Below are 16928 nucleotides of genomic sequence, written 5' to 3'. Positions count from 1 at the left end.
AGTGTTTTTTGTTGTGTTTAGGTATCAATGGATTGATGTTCAAAGTAGTCGATTTTAGTTGCCAATAACTGATCGATTGCTTCCAGATGCCGGATGCGATCCCGAATGACTTGTTGGTACTGCTTGAAAGCGACTACTTTTGCTTGACCATCTAGTGCTAGATGGGCTGGTGTCAATAGACTTAAATCGAGATCTAAGTCCCGAAATATTTTAATGAGTTGGAGTGTTTCCAAGTTTTTGTGGGAATATTGACGGTAATTGTATTGGTTTCGCTGAACATCAGGCAGAATGCCAAGGTGCTCGTAATATCGTAACGCATCTTTAGTCATTCCAGTAATCGTGGTGACTTCCTTCGTAGTGAAGTAATGCTGTTGCTCAGGAATTTTAAACGTTAACACGAGCGTCTCCTTAATATTGAGAACTGAGTCGCCATAAGTCGTTGGCCTTAGAGCGAGTGTACTGCTTAGATAACCGAACTTGACGTAGGCGGTCATCGTAGAAGTGTCCACTTGTGTGAGTGAGTTCGGGAGCAGTAGCTAACCATGCACCAATCGGGGAATTTTTGCGAGAGAAACTTTCACCCAGTATCCGACCAGCCAAACGACTCACCCAACTACCGCCAGCACCAAAGTTAGAATCTGGGACATAGCCGGGGTGGAAAATGTTGATTGTCACGTTGGTTGCTGATAAGCGTTCACCGAGAGCTAACGTGAGTAGTACGCGCGCAGCAGTGGCCTGGGCTGTGACGGTCATGGCATTGTACTTGGATGTGGCCGGGGCGTCAAAGTCTGGAAGACTCACTTTAGCATGGTTAATCACGAATGGCAGGGCACCAACCAATAGAATGCGCGCCTGATCACTGTGCTTTAGCAACGGTAACAAGGCTTGAATGGTCCAAAAATGGGTGAGGTAATTTAAAACTAGGTTCAAATCATAACCATCTGCCGATAAATGTCGCTCAGGTAGCATCACACCAATACTATTGAGTAGAATATCGATGTGATCCGTCATGGCTGCAAGCTGATGAGCAAATTGTTGAACACCAGTTTTGGTACTCAGATCGGCCAAAGCCAATTGGACAGCCTGATTGCCAGTTGCTTGACTAATATCGGCTTGAGCCTGTCGTCCTTTGTCAGCCCGACTGCCGACGATAATCACATGATAGTTTTGGTTGGCAAGGTCAATTGCGGTGTGTTTACCAACGCCAGAAGTCCCACCAATAATAACAGCTAGTTTCGATTGCATGTTAGTCGCTCCTTCAATTCGATGATTATGCGCAAGTATAAACTATGGGGTCGACCCGACAGCAAGCATTAAATTAATTATGACGTGCAGTAGCTATTGGCGATTTAGAACGTAATCAGCAGAGCTCTTCTATGCTTTAAATCTATAAATGTGTATTTAACATAAGCATTTCACATATATAGTGAACGCTCGTATACTGAATTTAACTTAACAAGGGAGGAACGCATCATCAAAGCAAAGTATTTAGATCAAGATTATCTGCAAACAATTCAGCCAATTGTCGATGCTAATCAGCGCCGCATTCAAGCGTTGAATGTAACCCGGGAACCAAGTGAAATTCGTGAACGTCTTGCGGAGATAACGGGTCAAACTATCGATATTTCAGTCGAGATTCGCGTGCCACTGTGGACAGACTATGGGCGGAACTTAAAAATCGGCAAACGTGTTTTTATTAATGATAATGTTCAGATCACTGATTTAGGCGGGATTGAATTAGCGGATGACGTGCTGATTGGTCCGGGTGCGATGTTACTATCCGTTAATCACCCGTTAGATCCTGCTAAGCGGCATGCGGTTGAAGTTCAGCCAATTCACATTGAACGAAATGCCTGGATTGGTGCTGGTGCCAAGGTATTAGCTGGCGTCACGGTTGGTGAAAATGCTGTTGTGGGTGCCGGCGCAGTTGTGACAAAATCAGTGCCAGCAAATACGGTGGTGGCCGGCGTCCCTGCTAAAGTGATTAAAACAATTGAGCAAGTAGATTAATGGAGGTTTTATAAAGATGAGTATTAAAGGTAAAGTGGTTGTTATTACGGGTGCGTCCAGCGGTATTGGTGCCGCCACGGCCAAGTTGTTAGCGGCTAAAGGCGCTAAAGTTGTACTGGGAGCGCGTCGAGAAGAGCGGTTACAGGCCTTGAGTCAAGCGATTGGTGACAACGCGGTCTATCAAGTAACTGATGTAACAGATCGGCAACAAGTTCGCGCTTTGATCGACTTGGCCGTTTCCAAGTTTGGGCGTGTCGATGTGCTATATAATAATGCCGGTACGATGCCCCAGGGGAATCTGAGTGACCGTGAATACGATAAGTGGCAGATGATGTTGAACGTGAATATTATGGGGGTTTTGAATGGAATTGGTGAAGTATTGCCAATCATGCAAAAGCAACATGATGGTTTGATTATCGCAACGGATTCAGTTGCCGGACACGTCGTTTATCCCGCATCAGCGGTGTATAACGGGACTAAGTATGCGGTCCGGGCTATTATGGAAGGCTTGCGGCAGGAAGAAAAGGGGCACGGGATTCGTTCAACCATCGTGTCGCCAGGTGCAGTTCGGACGGAGTTGGTCAATACGATCGGCAATACACAAATTCAGGCCGGTATCAGTGAGCTGATGAATGCGGACGATCGCCAAGGGTTGGCTTTAAATCCGGAAGATATTGCTAACGCGGTATTATTTGCGATTGATCAGCCTAAACACGTCGCCATTAGTGAAGTGTTAGTACGGCCAGCACAACAGGAAGTTTAATCATCAGAATGTCTTAGAAAACGATTGAATTAAAAAATCACCATTACCGTTTTATCATATTATTGATAAGGCGGTAATGGTGATTTTTGATTATACTCGCGATTAATTCAGTTATGATGGCATTGAAAATGAAATCACAACTGAATTTTTATAGATAAGTTATGGTTAACCGTACAGCCGGGGCGGCTTATTACCCCCGCACTAACAGGTAAATAAAATATGGCGCTCCAATCAATGCGACGAGCACGCCGGCTGGCAGTTCAGTGGTCGTGGTGATTAGTTTTCCTAAGGTATCGGCAGCTAGTAATAACGTACTCCCTAACAGACCAGCTAACGGAAGCTGATAGCGTTGTCGGGATCCCACGATTCGTCGTGCCAGGTTAGGGGTAATCAGGCCAATGAAACTGATACCGCCACTAATGGCGACACTGACGCCGGCTAACATGGCGGCCACGCTAATCAATCCCAATTGTTGGCGTTTCAAGTTGATTCCCAATGTTTGGGCAGTGGTCGTACCGAGTGTAAAGGCGTCGAGAACGGGTAATTGAATGAATAGAATACCACTACCGACTGCCAACCATGGAAGCGCCCAGCCGATATAAGACCAATCAGTGCCCCACAAACTACCGGCCAACCAATTCATGACAAATTGATAATTATCAGGTGATAATTTTAGTGTCATCAACACCATTAAGGCTGAAAAACAGCCGGACAAGGCGACGCCGACCAGTAACAGGCGTTTAGACGAGATTCCTCGTTGACGCTGATTCGCTAATAAAAAAATCAGGGCCGTACTTAACCACGCCCCAGCTAACGCAACGATAGGTAAACTCAGCGTTAACGAAGCGTTGGTGCCTGCACCAATAATGAGTAACATAACGGCTAGTCCAGCGCCGTTATTAATTCCGAGTAGACTAGGGTCGACCATTGGATTGTTCGTGACCGTTTGTAAGATGTTACCGGATAATGCCAGGGCCCAGCCAACCATGATGGCGAGCACGATCTGTGGTAAGCGAAAGTTGACTAAGACTAACATGTCGGTCGCATTACCGTGACCAGTTAAAATTCCCAGCAGAGCGGGCCAGCTGATGGTCATTGTACCCGTACTAAGGTTGAGAATCGCTAGTCCGAGCATGCTAGCAGTTAAGAGCAGTGACCAAATAATTAAGCGACGATTAGGGCTCATGCTTTCATCGGCTCCTTTCGTGCAAGGTAGATGAAGCACGGTACCCCGATTAAGGAGATAATGATGCCAAAGGGCGTTTCATGTGGCGGATTAACTAGCCGTGCAATCAAATCCGCACCGACCGTCAGTGTTGCACCAAGGATCAACGTTAATGGCATGCTATTGCGGTAATTAGCGCCCACTAACCAACGCGCCATGTGGGGAATCATCAGGCCAACAAAAGTAATCGTACCAACTAATGCCACCGAGATCCCGGATAAAATGACGGCACAGATGAGAGCTAGGCCTCGCAGTAATGGGAGACTTTTCCCTAAACTCTGTGCATTGTCGTCAGTAAGATAGGCTAAGTTTAGTTGCGGTGCGAGTAGTAGGGTCAGTAGCAATCCCAAGACTAGTCCTGGACCGAGAAACTTTAATTGTGTCCAGCTGACGGCACCCAGGCCACCGAAATACCAGAACGCGAGGTCCTGTTTGAGCTGCAACACAAGGGCCAGCCCTTCGCTCAGAGCTGTTAATAGGCTACTGATTGCAATCCCAGCGAGTACCAGAATCGTAGGATCGAGTTGAACGTGGCGGGCGGTGCTGATACTAAAAATCAGTCCGGCACTGGCTGCCGCGCCAATAATGGCCCAACCAGTTGTTTGTAAAGTTGATAACTTTGGAAAAAAGGCTAAACACAGCGTTAGTATTAAGCCCGCTCCCGCGTTAATCCCCAGTAAGCCTGAATCCGCTAACGGGTTACGCGTCACTGCTTGCATTAGGGCGCCGCTACCAGCAAGAGCGGCCCCAATCAACGCCGCTCCAAGGACGCGGGGCACACGAATGTGCCGGATAATTTGTTGATCAAGATTGCCGGTGTGTGTGGTCGTCAGGGCGTGCCAGACGGTGGCCGTACGCATCTGGTCAGCGCCAAATCGCAAACTGAGCCCCATGACGAGAATGAGTACGCCGGTACTAAGTGCCAGCCACCCCCAATATCCGGACGTTGACTTCATGCGGGGGCCACTTCCTGACAGCCGTTATAGGTCAAAATCAGCGGGGTACCGTGGTAGTCAACGAGGGTGGCGTCAATGTTGAAAATTGTTTTTAAATTAGCGGCCGTCATAACGGTGGACACGGGACCGTGGGCCAAAACGTGACCGTCCTTGAGCGCGATTAGTTGGTCAGAGATGCGAGCCGCGTGGTTCAAGTCGTGTAATGCCATAATGATAGTTCGGTGGGCCTGTTCGTTGAGCTTTTTGACGAGTTGCATCACTTCTAACTGGTGGGTCAAATCTAAGTAGGTGGTGGGTTCATCCAAAATAATCGTGTCAGTATCTTGAGCAACGGCCATGGCGATCCATGCTCGTTGACGTTGTCCGCCAGAAAGGGTACTTAGGGGCCGTTGGCGTAAATCTTGGAGGCTGGCCTGAGTGAGCGCCCATTCGATTTTTTGATGGTCAGTTGTGGTGAGCCCACTTAACGGCCGCCGATAAGGTAAGCGGCCAAAACTCACCAGTTCTTCTACGGTGAGATCGTTAGCCGTTTGGTTCGTCTGTGGTAAGACTGCAATCTTTTTCGCAAAAGTTTTGCTTTTGATTTGTTGAATGTTTTGATAATCCAGTAGAATAACACCGGTTGTTGGTGGCAATAGGTGGGCGATGGCCCGAATGAGGGTCGATTTACCGCTACCATTCGGGCCAATCAGCGTAGTAATCTGACCATGCGGAATCGTAATTGATAGCTGATCGACGATAACCTTGTCGCCATAGCCAATACTAATATTTTGGGCTTCAATGGTATTCACAAATAGGATTCCTTTCTTAAAGTTAAGCGTTCAAGGGAGATTCACTTGATAAGTTAACTGATTTTGTTTAGTTGTGCACAATCTTGTTTTGCTTGTTCGTTTATCGGTAAATGTTATTAAACCAACTGCTAACTAATAATTAGTGTTCAATTAATAATCTTATCTTAAATGTTTTCATTGACAATTGATAGTGTTTTCACTAATAATTTTGGTAGCGCTTGAAAGGTGGAGACAGTTGTGACAAAACGGTGGCAAATTGTAAAATTGGGATTAGTATTGGGGTTAACGGGAAGCCTACTATTAGGGGCGTGCGGTGCGAAGCAGCCGACAAGCACGACAGTTACACGAACCGATTATTTGAAGCATAAGGTCAAGGTGCCGAAGCATCCGAAACGGGTCGTGGCGAGTTATCTGGAAGATGATTTAGTGGCTTTAGGCATTAAACCGGTCGTGCAGTGGTCGGTCAAAAATGGTAGTGGGACGCAGGCTTACTTGAAAAAGCAGTTGAAAGGGGTGCCGCTAATTGATTATTCGTTACCATATGAAGCGGTGACCAAGGCCAAACCGGACTTGATTTTGATGGGGACGAGTAGTGCGGTCGCCAATGGCAAGTATGCGCAATATAATAAAATCGCCCCGACCTATGTGGTCAAAAATGGGACTACGGTAACGTGGCGCCAAACTTTCCTTGATGTGGCTAAGGTGGTTAATCGCCAGGCTAAGGCCAAAAAAGTCCTTGCTAAGTATGACAAGCAGGTCCAAACGACGCGACAAGCGTTGAAAAAGTCTGGTCAGCATAAAGTGGCGGTGTTGTGGGTCACCAATAATACCGCCTACATGGTCAATGACAATTCAGCCAGTGGAGCCTTACTGTATCAAGATTTACAATTGGGTGAACCAAGTTTAGTTAAACAAGTGTCTAAGTCGGCCACGGCGGATTGGTCGGCGGTCTCGTTAGAAAAGCTCGCTAAGTTAGATGCGGATGATATTTTCTTAGTGAATAGTCAAAAGAGTGCGTCGCTATTTAAGGACCCACTATGGAAAAATATCAAGGCCGTGAAAAACAACCATCTGTACCAGTATGGTGACAGTAGCAGTTGGCAGTATTCGGGACCAATTGCTTATTCACAAATGATTGATATGGTGAAGACGGACTTGTTGAAATAATATTGAATGTAGTGATGTGAATTAAAAGTACTGTGTTGAGTTTGATGAATGGCAGTGTTGAATTGAAACTGCGAAGGACGGTTTTGTTAATGCTTGGCAACGCGCTGACAAAAAGTTTAGGATGGAAAATGGCAATCTTAGGACAAAAAATCTGGGACTGGTGGTCAGTTGATATAATTATGAAGGGTGGTTAATTAATAAGTGATGGAGGTGCTAGCGTGAGAAAATTTTATTTTCAATATCATAAACAAATTAGTAGTTTTATTAATATCAATCGGTTTATGTTAATTTTCGAATTTATCCTACTTTTCGTGATAAAAGGTGGTATTGATTTATATAATCAGATGCCATATAACTGGCATTATTATTTATCCTTGTTAATTCATTATTTCCTGGGGACTTTGGCTTTCTTTGCATTATTGCTAATTATTGAATGTATTTGGCATAAGTTCCATTTACAATAGGTGATAATATTGATCCTACGAGTAGAATAGTGGATAGTCTTAGATATAATCGCACTTTATTTTTAACCCATTAGTCTGTTAAAAATCGGATGATAAGAATCTTTAGAGATTCTTACCATCCGATTTTGGTTTTGAAGCTTATGCTGAAATTCCTTTTAAATGTTATTTAGCATAAAACCTTAATTTATGAATCACGTGCTTTATCATCAAACACAGCTAAAGAGCGCTCTTCAGAAATAAAGCAATCAATCAGTAATTGGCAAATCGAGTGAACTGCTTTTAAGTCGGGCTTGATAGAAGAGACTATTTTTTCGAATTCTGTGCGACTTATATTAATTCGCTTGATTTGTTTCTCAGAAAGAACGTTCATTAAGTCAGCAATTTTCTCGTTTGAAAAGTCATAATTCAAAAAGACTAAGTCACTACTTTTGAAGTTGAGTTTTTCAGTTAATCCGTTTAGAACATTTAAGAAGAGTGTTTCTTTAGAGAAGATTTCCATAAATTTCCTCCTTCTCGTCTTATACTAGCCATTTTAAGGCAGTCACTACCCAGTATGCAACAGAGCGCGCCGTGGTACTTTTAACACCACTACTAATTAACGTTGATAATATAATTTCTTATCATATAAAAACAAGAATAATTTCATTTGACGGTGGATTGACTTGCAAATGCTCACTCACGAAAGTTAAGGAGTTAAGGAGCAGGTTAGAAGGTTCGAAAAGTACTAATACCATTTAAATATATATCGTAATTGGATGAAAATGATTGTGCTGTGTATGGCTATGATTCTTGAAAATTATCATTCAAGTATGATTAATTAACCAACAGAAATGAGCGCTATCCGCTTATTCTGACCACTAGCAAAAAAATAATTAAATCCGCTTGACTTATAGTCGGCTCTAACAACTATTATTAGTCTCGTTGGCAGATGTTTTTAACTATAATTCATCGAAAAGGGGATAACAATTATGAAGACAATTCAAATCGGCGCTAGTCAGCTCAAAGCGTCTGCGGTTGCGCTGGGTATTATGCGGATGGTTCGTTTAGATACCGATGCGGCAACGAACGTCTTAGAGACCGTCCATGACCGGGGTATTAACTTTATTGATTCAGCGGATATTTATGGTAACGGTGATTCGGAACGGATTTTCGGGCAGGCATTAAAACAGTCGAGTTTAAAGCGAGAAGACTTTTTTATTCAATCCAAAGGTGGCATTGTGCTTGATCCTGAGAAGAGTTCTGGTGAACTAGTCTTCGGGCAACGCTATGACTTTTCTAAGCAGCATTTGAGTGCAACGGTCGATAAAATCTTGCAACGGATGCAGCTGGACTACCTAGATTCGTTTCTATTACACCGGCCCGATCCGCTGATGGATCCCGCCGAAGTCGCCGCGGCGTTTGATGAATTGCAAGCTGCTGGTAAGGTGCGCCACTTCGGTGTTTCCAACTTTAACCCGATGCAAGTCGAGATGTTACAAGCGGCAGTCAGCCAGAAATTGATGATCAACCAATTACAATTTGGTGTCATGCACACCGGTCCAATTCAGTTTGGGTTGCACACGAATATGCAGGATACGGCTAGCCTTAATCATGATGGCGAAATTATCGAATATTCGCGGCTACACCACATGACGATCCAAGCTTGGTCACCCTATCAATACGGCATGTTTGCTGGGACCTTTATTGATAATCCGAAGTTTCCAGAATTGAATGCGAAATTACAGGAATTAGCTGATCAATATCATGTGACTAAAAATGCGATTGCGACGGCTTGGATTTTACGTCACCCGGCCAATATGCAGGTTATTTTAGGTTCAATGAATCCGCAACACCTTGATGAGAGCATTGCGGGGACCGATGTGACGTTGACACGCCAGGAATGGTATGACGTTTACTTTGCAGCGGGCAATGATTTACCTTAATTTGAATAGTCCTTGTGATGATTAATTGATCATAATAGGTTTAGGTTCTTTCGAAACGGTTACTAGTCTCGAAAGAACTTTTTTGTGTGATGCAATTGTGGTTGTTATAACTTGGTGTATTGATCAATTGCTGAATAAGGTCAGAATTGACTTTATTGGTAGTTAAGCGGTATTAATCATAAAATTGAGTAATGATAGATTATAAGGAGGAACGATTATTTGAACAAGGCAAGATTAGAGGCATTTACAGATGCGATTATCGCGATTGTTTTAACGTTATTAGTATTAGACTTACCGCGGCCTCAAACTCCTTCAGTGCGGGCACTCTTTGCGGAATGGCAAAGTATTTATGTTTATATCATTACATTTACACTATTGATTTCAATTTGGCTTAATCATCACGATTTATTCGTGCAGGTCAAAAAAATCGATCGGGTTGTTTTTTGGGCGAATAGTTTCTGGTTACTATGTCAGTCTTTTATTCCATTCATGGCCTCATGGATTACTAAATTTCCGCATTCAAAATGGCCCGCAGTATTTTATATTCTTACGGGTTTTGTTTGGATGTTGGCTTACCAGTTACTAGTAGCCGCCGTTAGAAGATTAAATCCACACATTCATCGTATGAGTAGTCCGGCATTAAGTGTCGTTTTTGGTGGCTTTTTAGTGGTTCTGACAGTCGCGTTAATTAATCCCGATGTGGGCTTGTTCCTAATCCCCGTTCACGCATTTGTTAGTGTTATTTTGGCGACTAAACGTAAGTGGCATTTACGCAAGTATTTTTAATATAAAGATGAAATTAAAAAGTAGGCTCATATCTGGTTTAGGCTAGTATCGCAATGATAACGAACGACAACGCCCGCAAGGTTGAATATTGAGTCCAATCTTGCGGGCGTTGCCGGTTAGTATTTAGTTGGTGTTAGTAGGAGTGAGCTTATGGTTTGGTGACGATTCCTAGGTCAATCATGGATTGGGCGGTTGCAATAATCGATTCCACAGCGGGACGGGGATGCCAATCCAACAATGTTTGGGCTTTATGATTGCTCGTTTCCGCGTAGGTGCCAACTAGTGAGGCGACCATTCGCAATTCTGGTCGGGCCTTAGCGGCTAGCTTAACCGCTGCATTGGGGATGGTTTTGGTTGGTAGCTGACTGGCAAAAGCTGGAAAGGCCTGTCTTAAGACATTCGCAACGTCAAGCATGGATAGTGTTTCACCCGTTGTGGCTAGAAAACGCTCGCCGTTAGCTTGCGGTGCGGTCATGGCAAGCAAGTGCAGACTAGCCACGTCACGAACATCAACATAACCGGAATCAACGTTTGGAACGGCTTTAACTTGGCCTTCTAAGAATTGTTGGATTTGAATATTGGAATGTGAATATTTGGCGGACAACACCGGACCCATGACGGCAACGGGATTGACCGTTGTTAATTCTAACCCGCGGCCCTCATGGTTAATAAAGTCCCAAGCTGCTAATTCCGCACGTGTCTTGGATTCTTGATAAGGATGGATTGCTTTCCAGTTGAGATCAGACCAGTCAGCTTCAGTGTAGGGGGTCGTACGATTTTTGTGACCAGCAAAGATGGCCCCGTACGCAGACGTTAACACGACTCGTTTAACGCCCGCATCACGACTAGCAGTTAGAACCCGCCGAACACCGTCAACGGCTGGTCGGATCATTTCAGCTTTGTTTTTGAAGTTGAGCTTTGGGGTTGGGGAAGCGACGTCGATCGCATAAGTGGCTCCGGCCATCGCTTCCGACCAGTGTTCATCATGCGCCAGGTCGGCCACAACAATTTCGAGAGCTGATAAGTCGGTGATACCACCATTGGTCAGCATTTCTTTAATAACGGGTGCTTTGGCTAATGAGCGGACCGTTGTGCGGACGGCGTAGCCTTGTTGTAATAATTGACGAATGATATGAATGGCGATAAAACCGCTACCACCAGTGACGACGACTAATTGTTTTTGCATGGGACTACCTCCAAATGAATTTATGAATTACTGTTACACTTGTAACGTCTGTGCCAGTATCTTACAATGGGGTCACGACGAATACAAGGTAATCACGAGCATCTGTGACAGAATGGAGGAATTGTTATGGCAGCGACCAATCACGCGCAAGCAATCAAAAAGGATTCACAAACTTATTTAACCACGGCCTTATTACAATTATTAAGGACTCATGATTTAGATACGATTACGGTGACGCAAGTTGTCAAACGAGCTGGGGTCAGCCGGATGGCCTTTTACCGTAACTTTACGACACTCGAAGATCTTTTAGACGCGTACTTCGCCCCAGCGATTGCAGCGCGGTTTCAGGACGTTTTGCAGCATGTACCGGCCAATCAGAAGTTATTAGCGATGGGGCAATTTTTCAGTGATTTTGCGCCGACGTTACGACTGGCTGAGCAACGTGGTTTTGAAAATATTATTCAACAACTTTTTAACACTAATATGACTAATTATTACCAAGCAACGATGGCAAATGGGACGCTCACGGCGGTGCAGCTTAAGTATTGGACAAGATTCATGAGTGCCGGGGTATACGCAATTTGGCGCGAATGGCTACTGGGCGGACAGTTGGAGTCCTTAACAACGATTCATAAATTACTAGCAACTTTGCAGACGGCAACGATGCAGGCGCTGACTCAGGCTCAAAAATGAGCAGTGGAGGAATGCTCCTAAATTAGCGATGTTAGGAGATCGGAACGCCGATTTTAGCGTGTTGATTGGGTACTTATGAGCAATTGTAAAAGCCACCTAGCCATGCACCGGCAGAGCTCGGTGCGGTTAGGTGGCTTTTTTAATCAAATGAGCTGAGGTTAAGCATCTTGGGCCGTGGCAGCAATGTCAACTTCACGGATATTGACATTTTGCGGCATGTCATACATGAACTTGACCGTGGCAGCTACGTGCTTGGGGTCCAAAGTCAGGCCACCCATGGAAGCTTTCCATGCTTCGTAATCGGACAGTGCCGACTTGCTAGTAACGTGGGTTAACAGCTCAGTTTCGGCTGCACCGGGAGCTACCAACATGACGCGCACGTTCTTCGGCGCATTTTCCTCACGGAGTGTCTCGGATAGCCCGTGGACGCCAAACTTGGATGCAACGTAAGCCGCGTGATTGACGAACGTTTTCTTGCCAGCTAATGATGACATATTGAGAATCGTCCCATGTTCCCGGTCACGCATGTCATTTAGGACGATTTGAGTGCCGTTTAAAACACCCATCACGTTCGTATTAAGCATGGTTTGCCACTCTTGTGGGTCCTGATTTTGAACATTTCCTAGTAACATTAATCCCGCATTATTAACTAGTAAGTCGGTCTTGCCATACTTGGCTTCGGCCTTACGAATGGCAGTTTCGAATTGGTGATAGTTGGTCACATCGACTGTGTCGATCATGGCGTTTTCGAAGTTTGCAGCTAAGGCGGCTAACTTTGCTTGGCGACGCCCTAATAGTAACAGTGGGTAGTTGTCAGCGGCGAATAACTTGGCGATCTCGGCACCAAAGCCAGAACTGGCTCCAGTAATGACGACTAATGGTTTCATCTTATAATTCCTCCGTAATTTTGGATAATGGTTTTCGTTTGAATTTTCAACGATTTACAGTATACTTGGCTAGATTAAACGCGACAAGTACGCACTTTTAGGTAACCACCAATTGAGAGCAGGGAGTTAATAATGTTAAAAGAACGGGTAAATGCGCAGCCACGCTACCGAAATGAATTTGATGCCACGATGCAGTTGATTCGTGGTAAGTGGAAAATCATGATTTTGTTTGAACTGGCTGAGGTTAAAGTCAGTCGTTTTGCTGACTTGCAACACCATATTCAGGCGGTATCGCATAAAACACTGGCGAGTCAATTGAAGGAATTGGAACAAGATGAGTTAATCGAACGGCATGATTTTAAGACCGCTCAGCCGCATGTCGAATACCGGTTGACCGCTAAGGGGCAGAGCTTGATTCCCATCTTAGATGCGATTTGTACCTGGGGTGATCAACATGTTGACCCAGCTTTGATTGAACGGTCATTGTGTGATGAATAGGCTAGTCTAAACGGAAGCGTGGGCTTTGGACGGCGCCATGGGAAAAGTACGTTGCCGGTCAAAAGTAACTAGCAGCGCTGTTTTGATGACTGATACTAAATAATCGCTTCAAGAATTTCTAATGACATTCTTGAAGCGATTATTTGTTATTCAATTAACTCGTGCTGTTTGAAAGCTGACAGCCAGCTATACGGGCTGCTTTATAAGATGAACCAACTATTGCCGCCGGGATGGGGGTGGGTCGCTATCATGGACAAGTACAACGCGGAATCAATGATTTGAATTAATCGATTGCCGTTACGGTGACAGCGACGACATCGCCAATGTTTTTGTGGAGCTTTGCACGAATATCCTTACGAATGCCTAAGATATAACAAATACTACCATCAGGGTTTTTAACACCCATATTAACGATAGAACCGCCGTAAGGGACCTCATCGAAAGTGGCATGGACTTTGACGCGCCCCTTACCGAAAAGGTCGCGAATATCGAAGGGACAGGCCACGTAAGCCCCACCTTTGCCAATTGTTGCGGCTTGAATCGGTGCGTCAAATTGATAAGTCTTCATTATTATTTGGCCTCCGCCTAAGCGTAATTATGGAACGGCTTCATTTTTTATAATCAGATTTCCATATTATCATAGAAAATTAGCAATTGTTGGTGAACTAAGTGGTCACGCACAACTAATTATAATTAAGGTGAACCGCTATTTTCGTGAAATATTAACCGGGTATATCGTTGGTATCAAAAATATTTATCGAAAAGTACAATTATTATACTAAATCCCCTTGCGAGGGGGGCAACCAACCGCTTATAATTAAACTGCTTAAAGTAAATTAAAAAAGGGTGTTCACATGAATTTTAAATCACAGGATCCAATTGATGCAAGTCAGTCGGAAAGATTCAAGCTTTATAAGTCGGGGAAACTTTGGCTGGTTGCTGGGTTAACCTTCTTCTCATTTTTAGGTGGCTCAGTTCTTAACAATACAAATGTACACGCTGATGTTACGGCTGCGACGACAACATCGTCTTCAGCTGCAAGCACGGCTTCTAGTGCAAGTGTTGCAACGAGTTCTGCTGCTAGCGATGCAACGACTAAAGCGACTTCAGTTTCGTCGAGTGCGGCAACTCAAGTAACGAGTGCGGCAACAACTAAGACGACCAGTCAAGCAGCGACGGCATCGTCGAGTGCGGTTACTAGCCAGTCGACCAGCACAGCATCTAGCTCGACTAGTCAAGCAACTAAGACGGCGTCGAGTGCGGCCACTAGTACTTCTACAACGGCTACTAGCCAAGCAACCAGTGTCGCTTCTAGTACGACAACCACTACTCAAGTAAGTCGTACCGCAAGCAGTACTGCTGCCAGTGCTGCTTCAAGTACTGCAACGGTCAAAGCTGTTACGCCCGCTTCAAGTACGGTAAGTAGCACGGCGACGATCGCTACTAAAGCCACAGCCAAAGTTGCTGCCGTTGCTTATACCGCAGCAACGACGTCTTCAACGGATGTTTGGACGATTGGGGATACGACTCGGCCACGCGTTGATGTTGTTGACGTGGCGTCATATCAAAGTACCATGACGCAATCTGATTTCAATAAGTTAAAGGCTGCGGGTGTTAAGACGGTCATCGTTAAGTCGACTGAAGGCACTGATTACACGAACCCAGCTGCACTGAACCAAGCAAAGATGGCTAACAAAGCTGGCTTAAACGTTGATTTCTACCACTATGCAACGTTTAGCACGGCTGATGCGGCTAAATCTGAAGCGACTAACATGGCTGGTTTCTTAGTTAAGAACAATGTTTCAACCAAAGTTCTCTTGTTCGCTGACATGGAAGATTCATCTTCATACTCAGTTAACGCAACGGCGAACTTGAACGCGTTCTGGTCAACGTTAGATTCCTTTGGTTACAAGAATCACGGCGTTTATACGTCCAACTCATACTTATATCGGGATGCTGTTGTTAAGACAGTTGGTCAATCACGCGTATGGCGGGCTCAATACCCATACACGCCTTCTGCCAATAATCTTTGGAACACCAAGGATGGTGCATGGCAATTCTCCGATACGGCACTCTTACCATCTGGCTCAGATTATACCGGTTACATTGATGTCAGCATCGATTACAATGGTTTAACTGAAGATAGTGCCGGGACCAATACATTCGTAACGACAACTAGTAGCAATGATACGACGACTAGTGAAGTAACGACTGACACGAGTGCCACGACCAATACGTCAACTAGTTCAACGACTAAGAAGGCTTCTGGTTGGTATACCTTTACCAAGAACACAGCCATCAAGAGTGCTGCCAGTGACAGTGCTAAAACCGTTGGAACTTACAGCAAGGGTAACCGCGTTTACTATAATGCTGAAGTTACAACTAATGGTGAAACTTGGTTACGTTACTTAAGTTACAGTGGTAGCGAACATTTTGTTAAGATTGCCGCAGCTAAAACGACCACGACTAAGCCTGCCGCAAGCACTAGCAAGACGGTTACCAAGAATGAAACTGGCACTTACAAGTTTACTAAAACGACCGCTATCAAGGGCTCAGTTAGTGACTCAGCTAAGACTTTAGGGACTTACTACAAGGGTGACACGGTTTATTACAACGCCAAGGTTACTAAGAATGGTGAAACTTGGCTCCGTTACCTGAGTTACAGTGGTGCGCAACACTACGTTAAGATCAGTAGTGCAGCTAAGTCAACGACTACCACTAAGCCAGCCACTAGCGCTAGCAAGACGGTCACCAAGGCTGAAACTGGGACTTACAAGTTCACTGGCACCACGGCCATCAAGGGTTCAGCTAATGGTTCAGCTAAGACTTTAGGGACTTACTACAAGGGTGACACGGTTTATTACAACGCCAAAGTTACTAAGAACGGCCAAACTTGGCTCCGTTACTTGAGTTACAGTGGTGCGCAACACTACGTTAAGATCAGTGGTGCAGCCACAACAACGACGTCAAGCAAGTCAACGGCTACGGCTAGTGCTAAGACGGTTGCGCAAACCGGGACTTACAAGTTTGCTAAGACGACTGCCATCAAGTCTTCAGCAAGTGATGCCGCTTCAACTGTTGGGACTTACTACAAAGACAATACGGTCAACTACAACGCCAAAGTAACGACTAACGGTCAAACTTGGTTACGTTACACGAGTTACAGTGGTGCGCAACACTACGTTAAGGTCAGTGGCGGTGCCGCAACGACCACGTCATCTTCAGCAAGTAAGACGACGGCGGCTGCTGGTACGTACACGTTTAAGACCACAACGAATATTCGGACCGCTGCTAGTCTAAATGCCTCAGTTGTTGGCCAATACTACGCGGGCGAATCCGTTTATTATATCGGAACGGTTTCTGCGGACGGCTATCAATGGCTGAAGTACTTATCTAACTCTGGTGCTTACCATTACGTTGCTAAGATTGGCTAACAATTAGTTACCAATTACTAGTGCAATAACAAAACAGGCTTTGAGATCACGTCAAGCGACGCGATTTCAAAGCCTGTTTTGTGTTGCGATAAAGTTGTTGGTTCAATCTGTGAAAACTGGCTACAAGTGCTAGAACGTCCCCGACG

17 protein-coding genes are annotated in these 16928 nt (G+C 44.9%); 8 read left to right on the top strand and 9 right to left on the bottom strand.

Annotated features, from left to right (window positions below; translation table 11 throughout):
* Window positions 1-17: 17 nt before the first annotated feature.
* Both V7R88_RS12485 and V7R88_RS12480 read right to left on the bottom strand, forming a co-directional pair.
* Entirely contained in the window at window positions 18-398 is a 381-nt protein-coding gene (locus V7R88_RS12485; protein WP_016511877.1) for a MerR family transcriptional regulator, read from the bottom strand.
* Between the two features lie 10 nt (window positions 399-408).
* Window positions 409-1245: an SDR family NAD(P)-dependent oxidoreductase gene (locus V7R88_RS12480; RefSeq protein ID WP_054398758.1), complete on the bottom strand. Its 837-nt coding sequence runs from the start codon at window positions 1243-1245 to the stop codon at window positions 409-411.
* Between the two features lie 309 nt (window positions 1246-1554).
* Here V7R88_RS12480 and V7R88_RS12475 point away from each other — a divergent pair, with 309 nt between their 5' ends.
* Together V7R88_RS12475 and V7R88_RS12470 are read left to right on the top strand one after the other, a co-directional pair.
* Window positions 1555-2010, top strand: coding sequence for a DapH/DapD/GlmU-related protein (locus tag V7R88_RS12475; protein ID WP_003642356.1), 456 nt, complete (start codon window positions 1555-1557; stop codon window positions 2008-2010).
* 16 nt (window positions 2011-2026) lie between these two features.
* Window positions 2027-2773, top strand: a complete 747-nt coding sequence (locus V7R88_RS12470) for an SDR family oxidoreductase (protein ID WP_044432114.1) — start codon at window positions 2027-2029, stop codon at window positions 2771-2773.
* Between the two features lie 190 nt (window positions 2774-2963).
* On the opposite strand, the gene V7R88_RS12465 is transcribed toward V7R88_RS12470, so the two are convergent.
* The 3 genes from V7R88_RS12465 to V7R88_RS12455 are packed head-to-tail and all read right to left on the bottom strand — an operon-like array spanning window position 2964 to window position 5745.
* The gene (locus tag V7R88_RS12465; protein ID WP_057717715.1) at window positions 2964-3959 is read right to left on the bottom strand and encodes a FecCD family ABC transporter permease; all 996 of its coding nucleotides are present in this window, start codon (window positions 3957-3959) and stop codon (window positions 2964-2966) included.
* Window positions 3956-4954 (bottom strand): FecCD family ABC transporter permease, encoded by a 999-nt coding sequence (locus tag V7R88_RS12460; RefSeq protein ID WP_057717714.1) that lies wholly within the window; start codon window positions 4952-4954, stop codon window positions 3956-3958. Before V7R88_RS12460 ends, V7R88_RS12465 begins: the two co-directional genes overlap by 4 nt.
* Complete coding sequence (locus V7R88_RS12455; protein ID WP_057717713.1) at window positions 4951-5745, bottom strand: ABC transporter ATP-binding protein; 795 nt, start codon at window positions 5743-5745, stop codon at window positions 4951-4953. The genes V7R88_RS12460 and V7R88_RS12455 overlap by 4 nt, the downstream gene beginning before the upstream one ends.
* 237 nt (window positions 5746-5982) lie before the next feature.
* On the opposite strand from V7R88_RS12455, the gene V7R88_RS12450 reads away from it, so the two are divergent.
* On the top strand, window positions 5983-6912 hold the full coding sequence (locus V7R88_RS12450; RefSeq protein WP_072535361.1) for an ABC transporter substrate-binding protein: 930 nt from the start codon (window positions 5983-5985) through the stop codon (window positions 6910-6912).
* A gap of 648 nt (window positions 6913-7560) precedes the next feature.
* Here V7R88_RS12450 and V7R88_RS12445 read toward each other — a convergent pair.
* Entirely contained in the window at window positions 7561-7875 is a 315-nt protein-coding gene (locus tag V7R88_RS12445) for a hypothetical protein (protein ID WP_225588343.1), read from the bottom strand.
* Between the two features lie 469 nt (window positions 7876-8344).
* On the opposite strand from V7R88_RS12445, the gene V7R88_RS12440 reads away from it, so the two are divergent.
* Together V7R88_RS12440 and V7R88_RS12435 are read left to right on the top strand one after the other, a co-directional pair.
* The gene (locus V7R88_RS12440; RefSeq protein ID WP_057717712.1) at window positions 8345-9298 is read left to right on the top strand and encodes an aldo/keto reductase; all 954 of its coding nucleotides are present in this window, start codon (window positions 8345-8347) and stop codon (window positions 9296-9298) included.
* Between the two features lie 219 nt (window positions 9299-9517).
* The gene (locus V7R88_RS12435; protein ID WP_015640979.1) at window positions 9518-10084 is read left to right on the top strand and encodes a TMEM175 family protein; all 567 of its coding nucleotides are present in this window, start codon (window positions 9518-9520) and stop codon (window positions 10082-10084) included.
* A gap of 148 nt (window positions 10085-10232) precedes the next feature.
* Here V7R88_RS12435 and V7R88_RS12430 read toward each other — a convergent pair whose 3' ends face one another.
* Window positions 10233-11270: an SDR family oxidoreductase gene (locus V7R88_RS12430; protein WP_057717711.1), complete on the bottom strand. Its 1038-nt coding sequence runs from the start codon at window positions 11268-11270 to the stop codon at window positions 10233-10235.
* 126 nt (window positions 11271-11396) lie between these two features.
* Here V7R88_RS12430 and V7R88_RS12425 point away from each other — a divergent pair, with 126 nt between their 5' ends.
* A complete protein-coding gene (locus V7R88_RS12425; RefSeq protein ID WP_057717710.1) occupies window positions 11397-11963 on the top strand; it encodes a TetR/AcrR family transcriptional regulator in 567 nt (188 codons plus the stop codon).
* Window positions 11964-12121: 158 nt separating this feature from the next.
* On the opposite strand, the gene V7R88_RS12420 is transcribed toward V7R88_RS12425, so the two are convergent.
* Window positions 12122-12850: an SDR family oxidoreductase gene (locus tag V7R88_RS12420; RefSeq protein ID WP_063723955.1), complete on the bottom strand. Its 729-nt coding sequence runs from the start codon at window positions 12848-12850 to the stop codon at window positions 12122-12124.
* 132 nt (window positions 12851-12982) lie between these two features.
* Here V7R88_RS12420 and V7R88_RS12415 point away from each other — a divergent pair, with 132 nt between their 5' ends.
* Entirely contained in the window at window positions 12983-13348 is a 366-nt protein-coding gene (locus V7R88_RS12415; protein WP_053267558.1) for a winged helix-turn-helix transcriptional regulator, read from the top strand.
* 283 nt (window positions 13349-13631) lie between these two features.
* On the opposite strand, the gene V7R88_RS12410 is transcribed toward V7R88_RS12415, so the two are convergent.
* Window positions 13632-13916, bottom strand: coding sequence for a DUF1905 domain-containing protein (locus tag V7R88_RS12410; RefSeq protein ID WP_057717708.1), 285 nt, complete (start codon window positions 13914-13916; stop codon window positions 13632-13634).
* A gap of 286 nt (window positions 13917-14202) precedes the next feature.
* On the opposite strand from V7R88_RS12410, the gene V7R88_RS12405 reads away from it, so the two are divergent.
* Complete coding sequence (locus V7R88_RS12405; RefSeq protein ID WP_057717707.1) at window positions 14203-16782, top strand: SH3 domain-containing protein; 2580 nt, start codon at window positions 14203-14205, stop codon at window positions 16780-16782.
* Window positions 16783-16928: the final 146 nt, after the last annotated feature.

This window comes from Lactiplantibacillus argentoratensis (genome assembly GCF_037290055.1).
GTDB classification, from domain to species: Bacteria; Bacillota; Bacilli; order Lactobacillales; family Lactobacillaceae; genus Lactiplantibacillus; species Lactiplantibacillus plantarum.
Note: the sequence above shows the minus strand (reverse complement) of the source record. Positions and strands in the feature narration are given on the sequence as shown.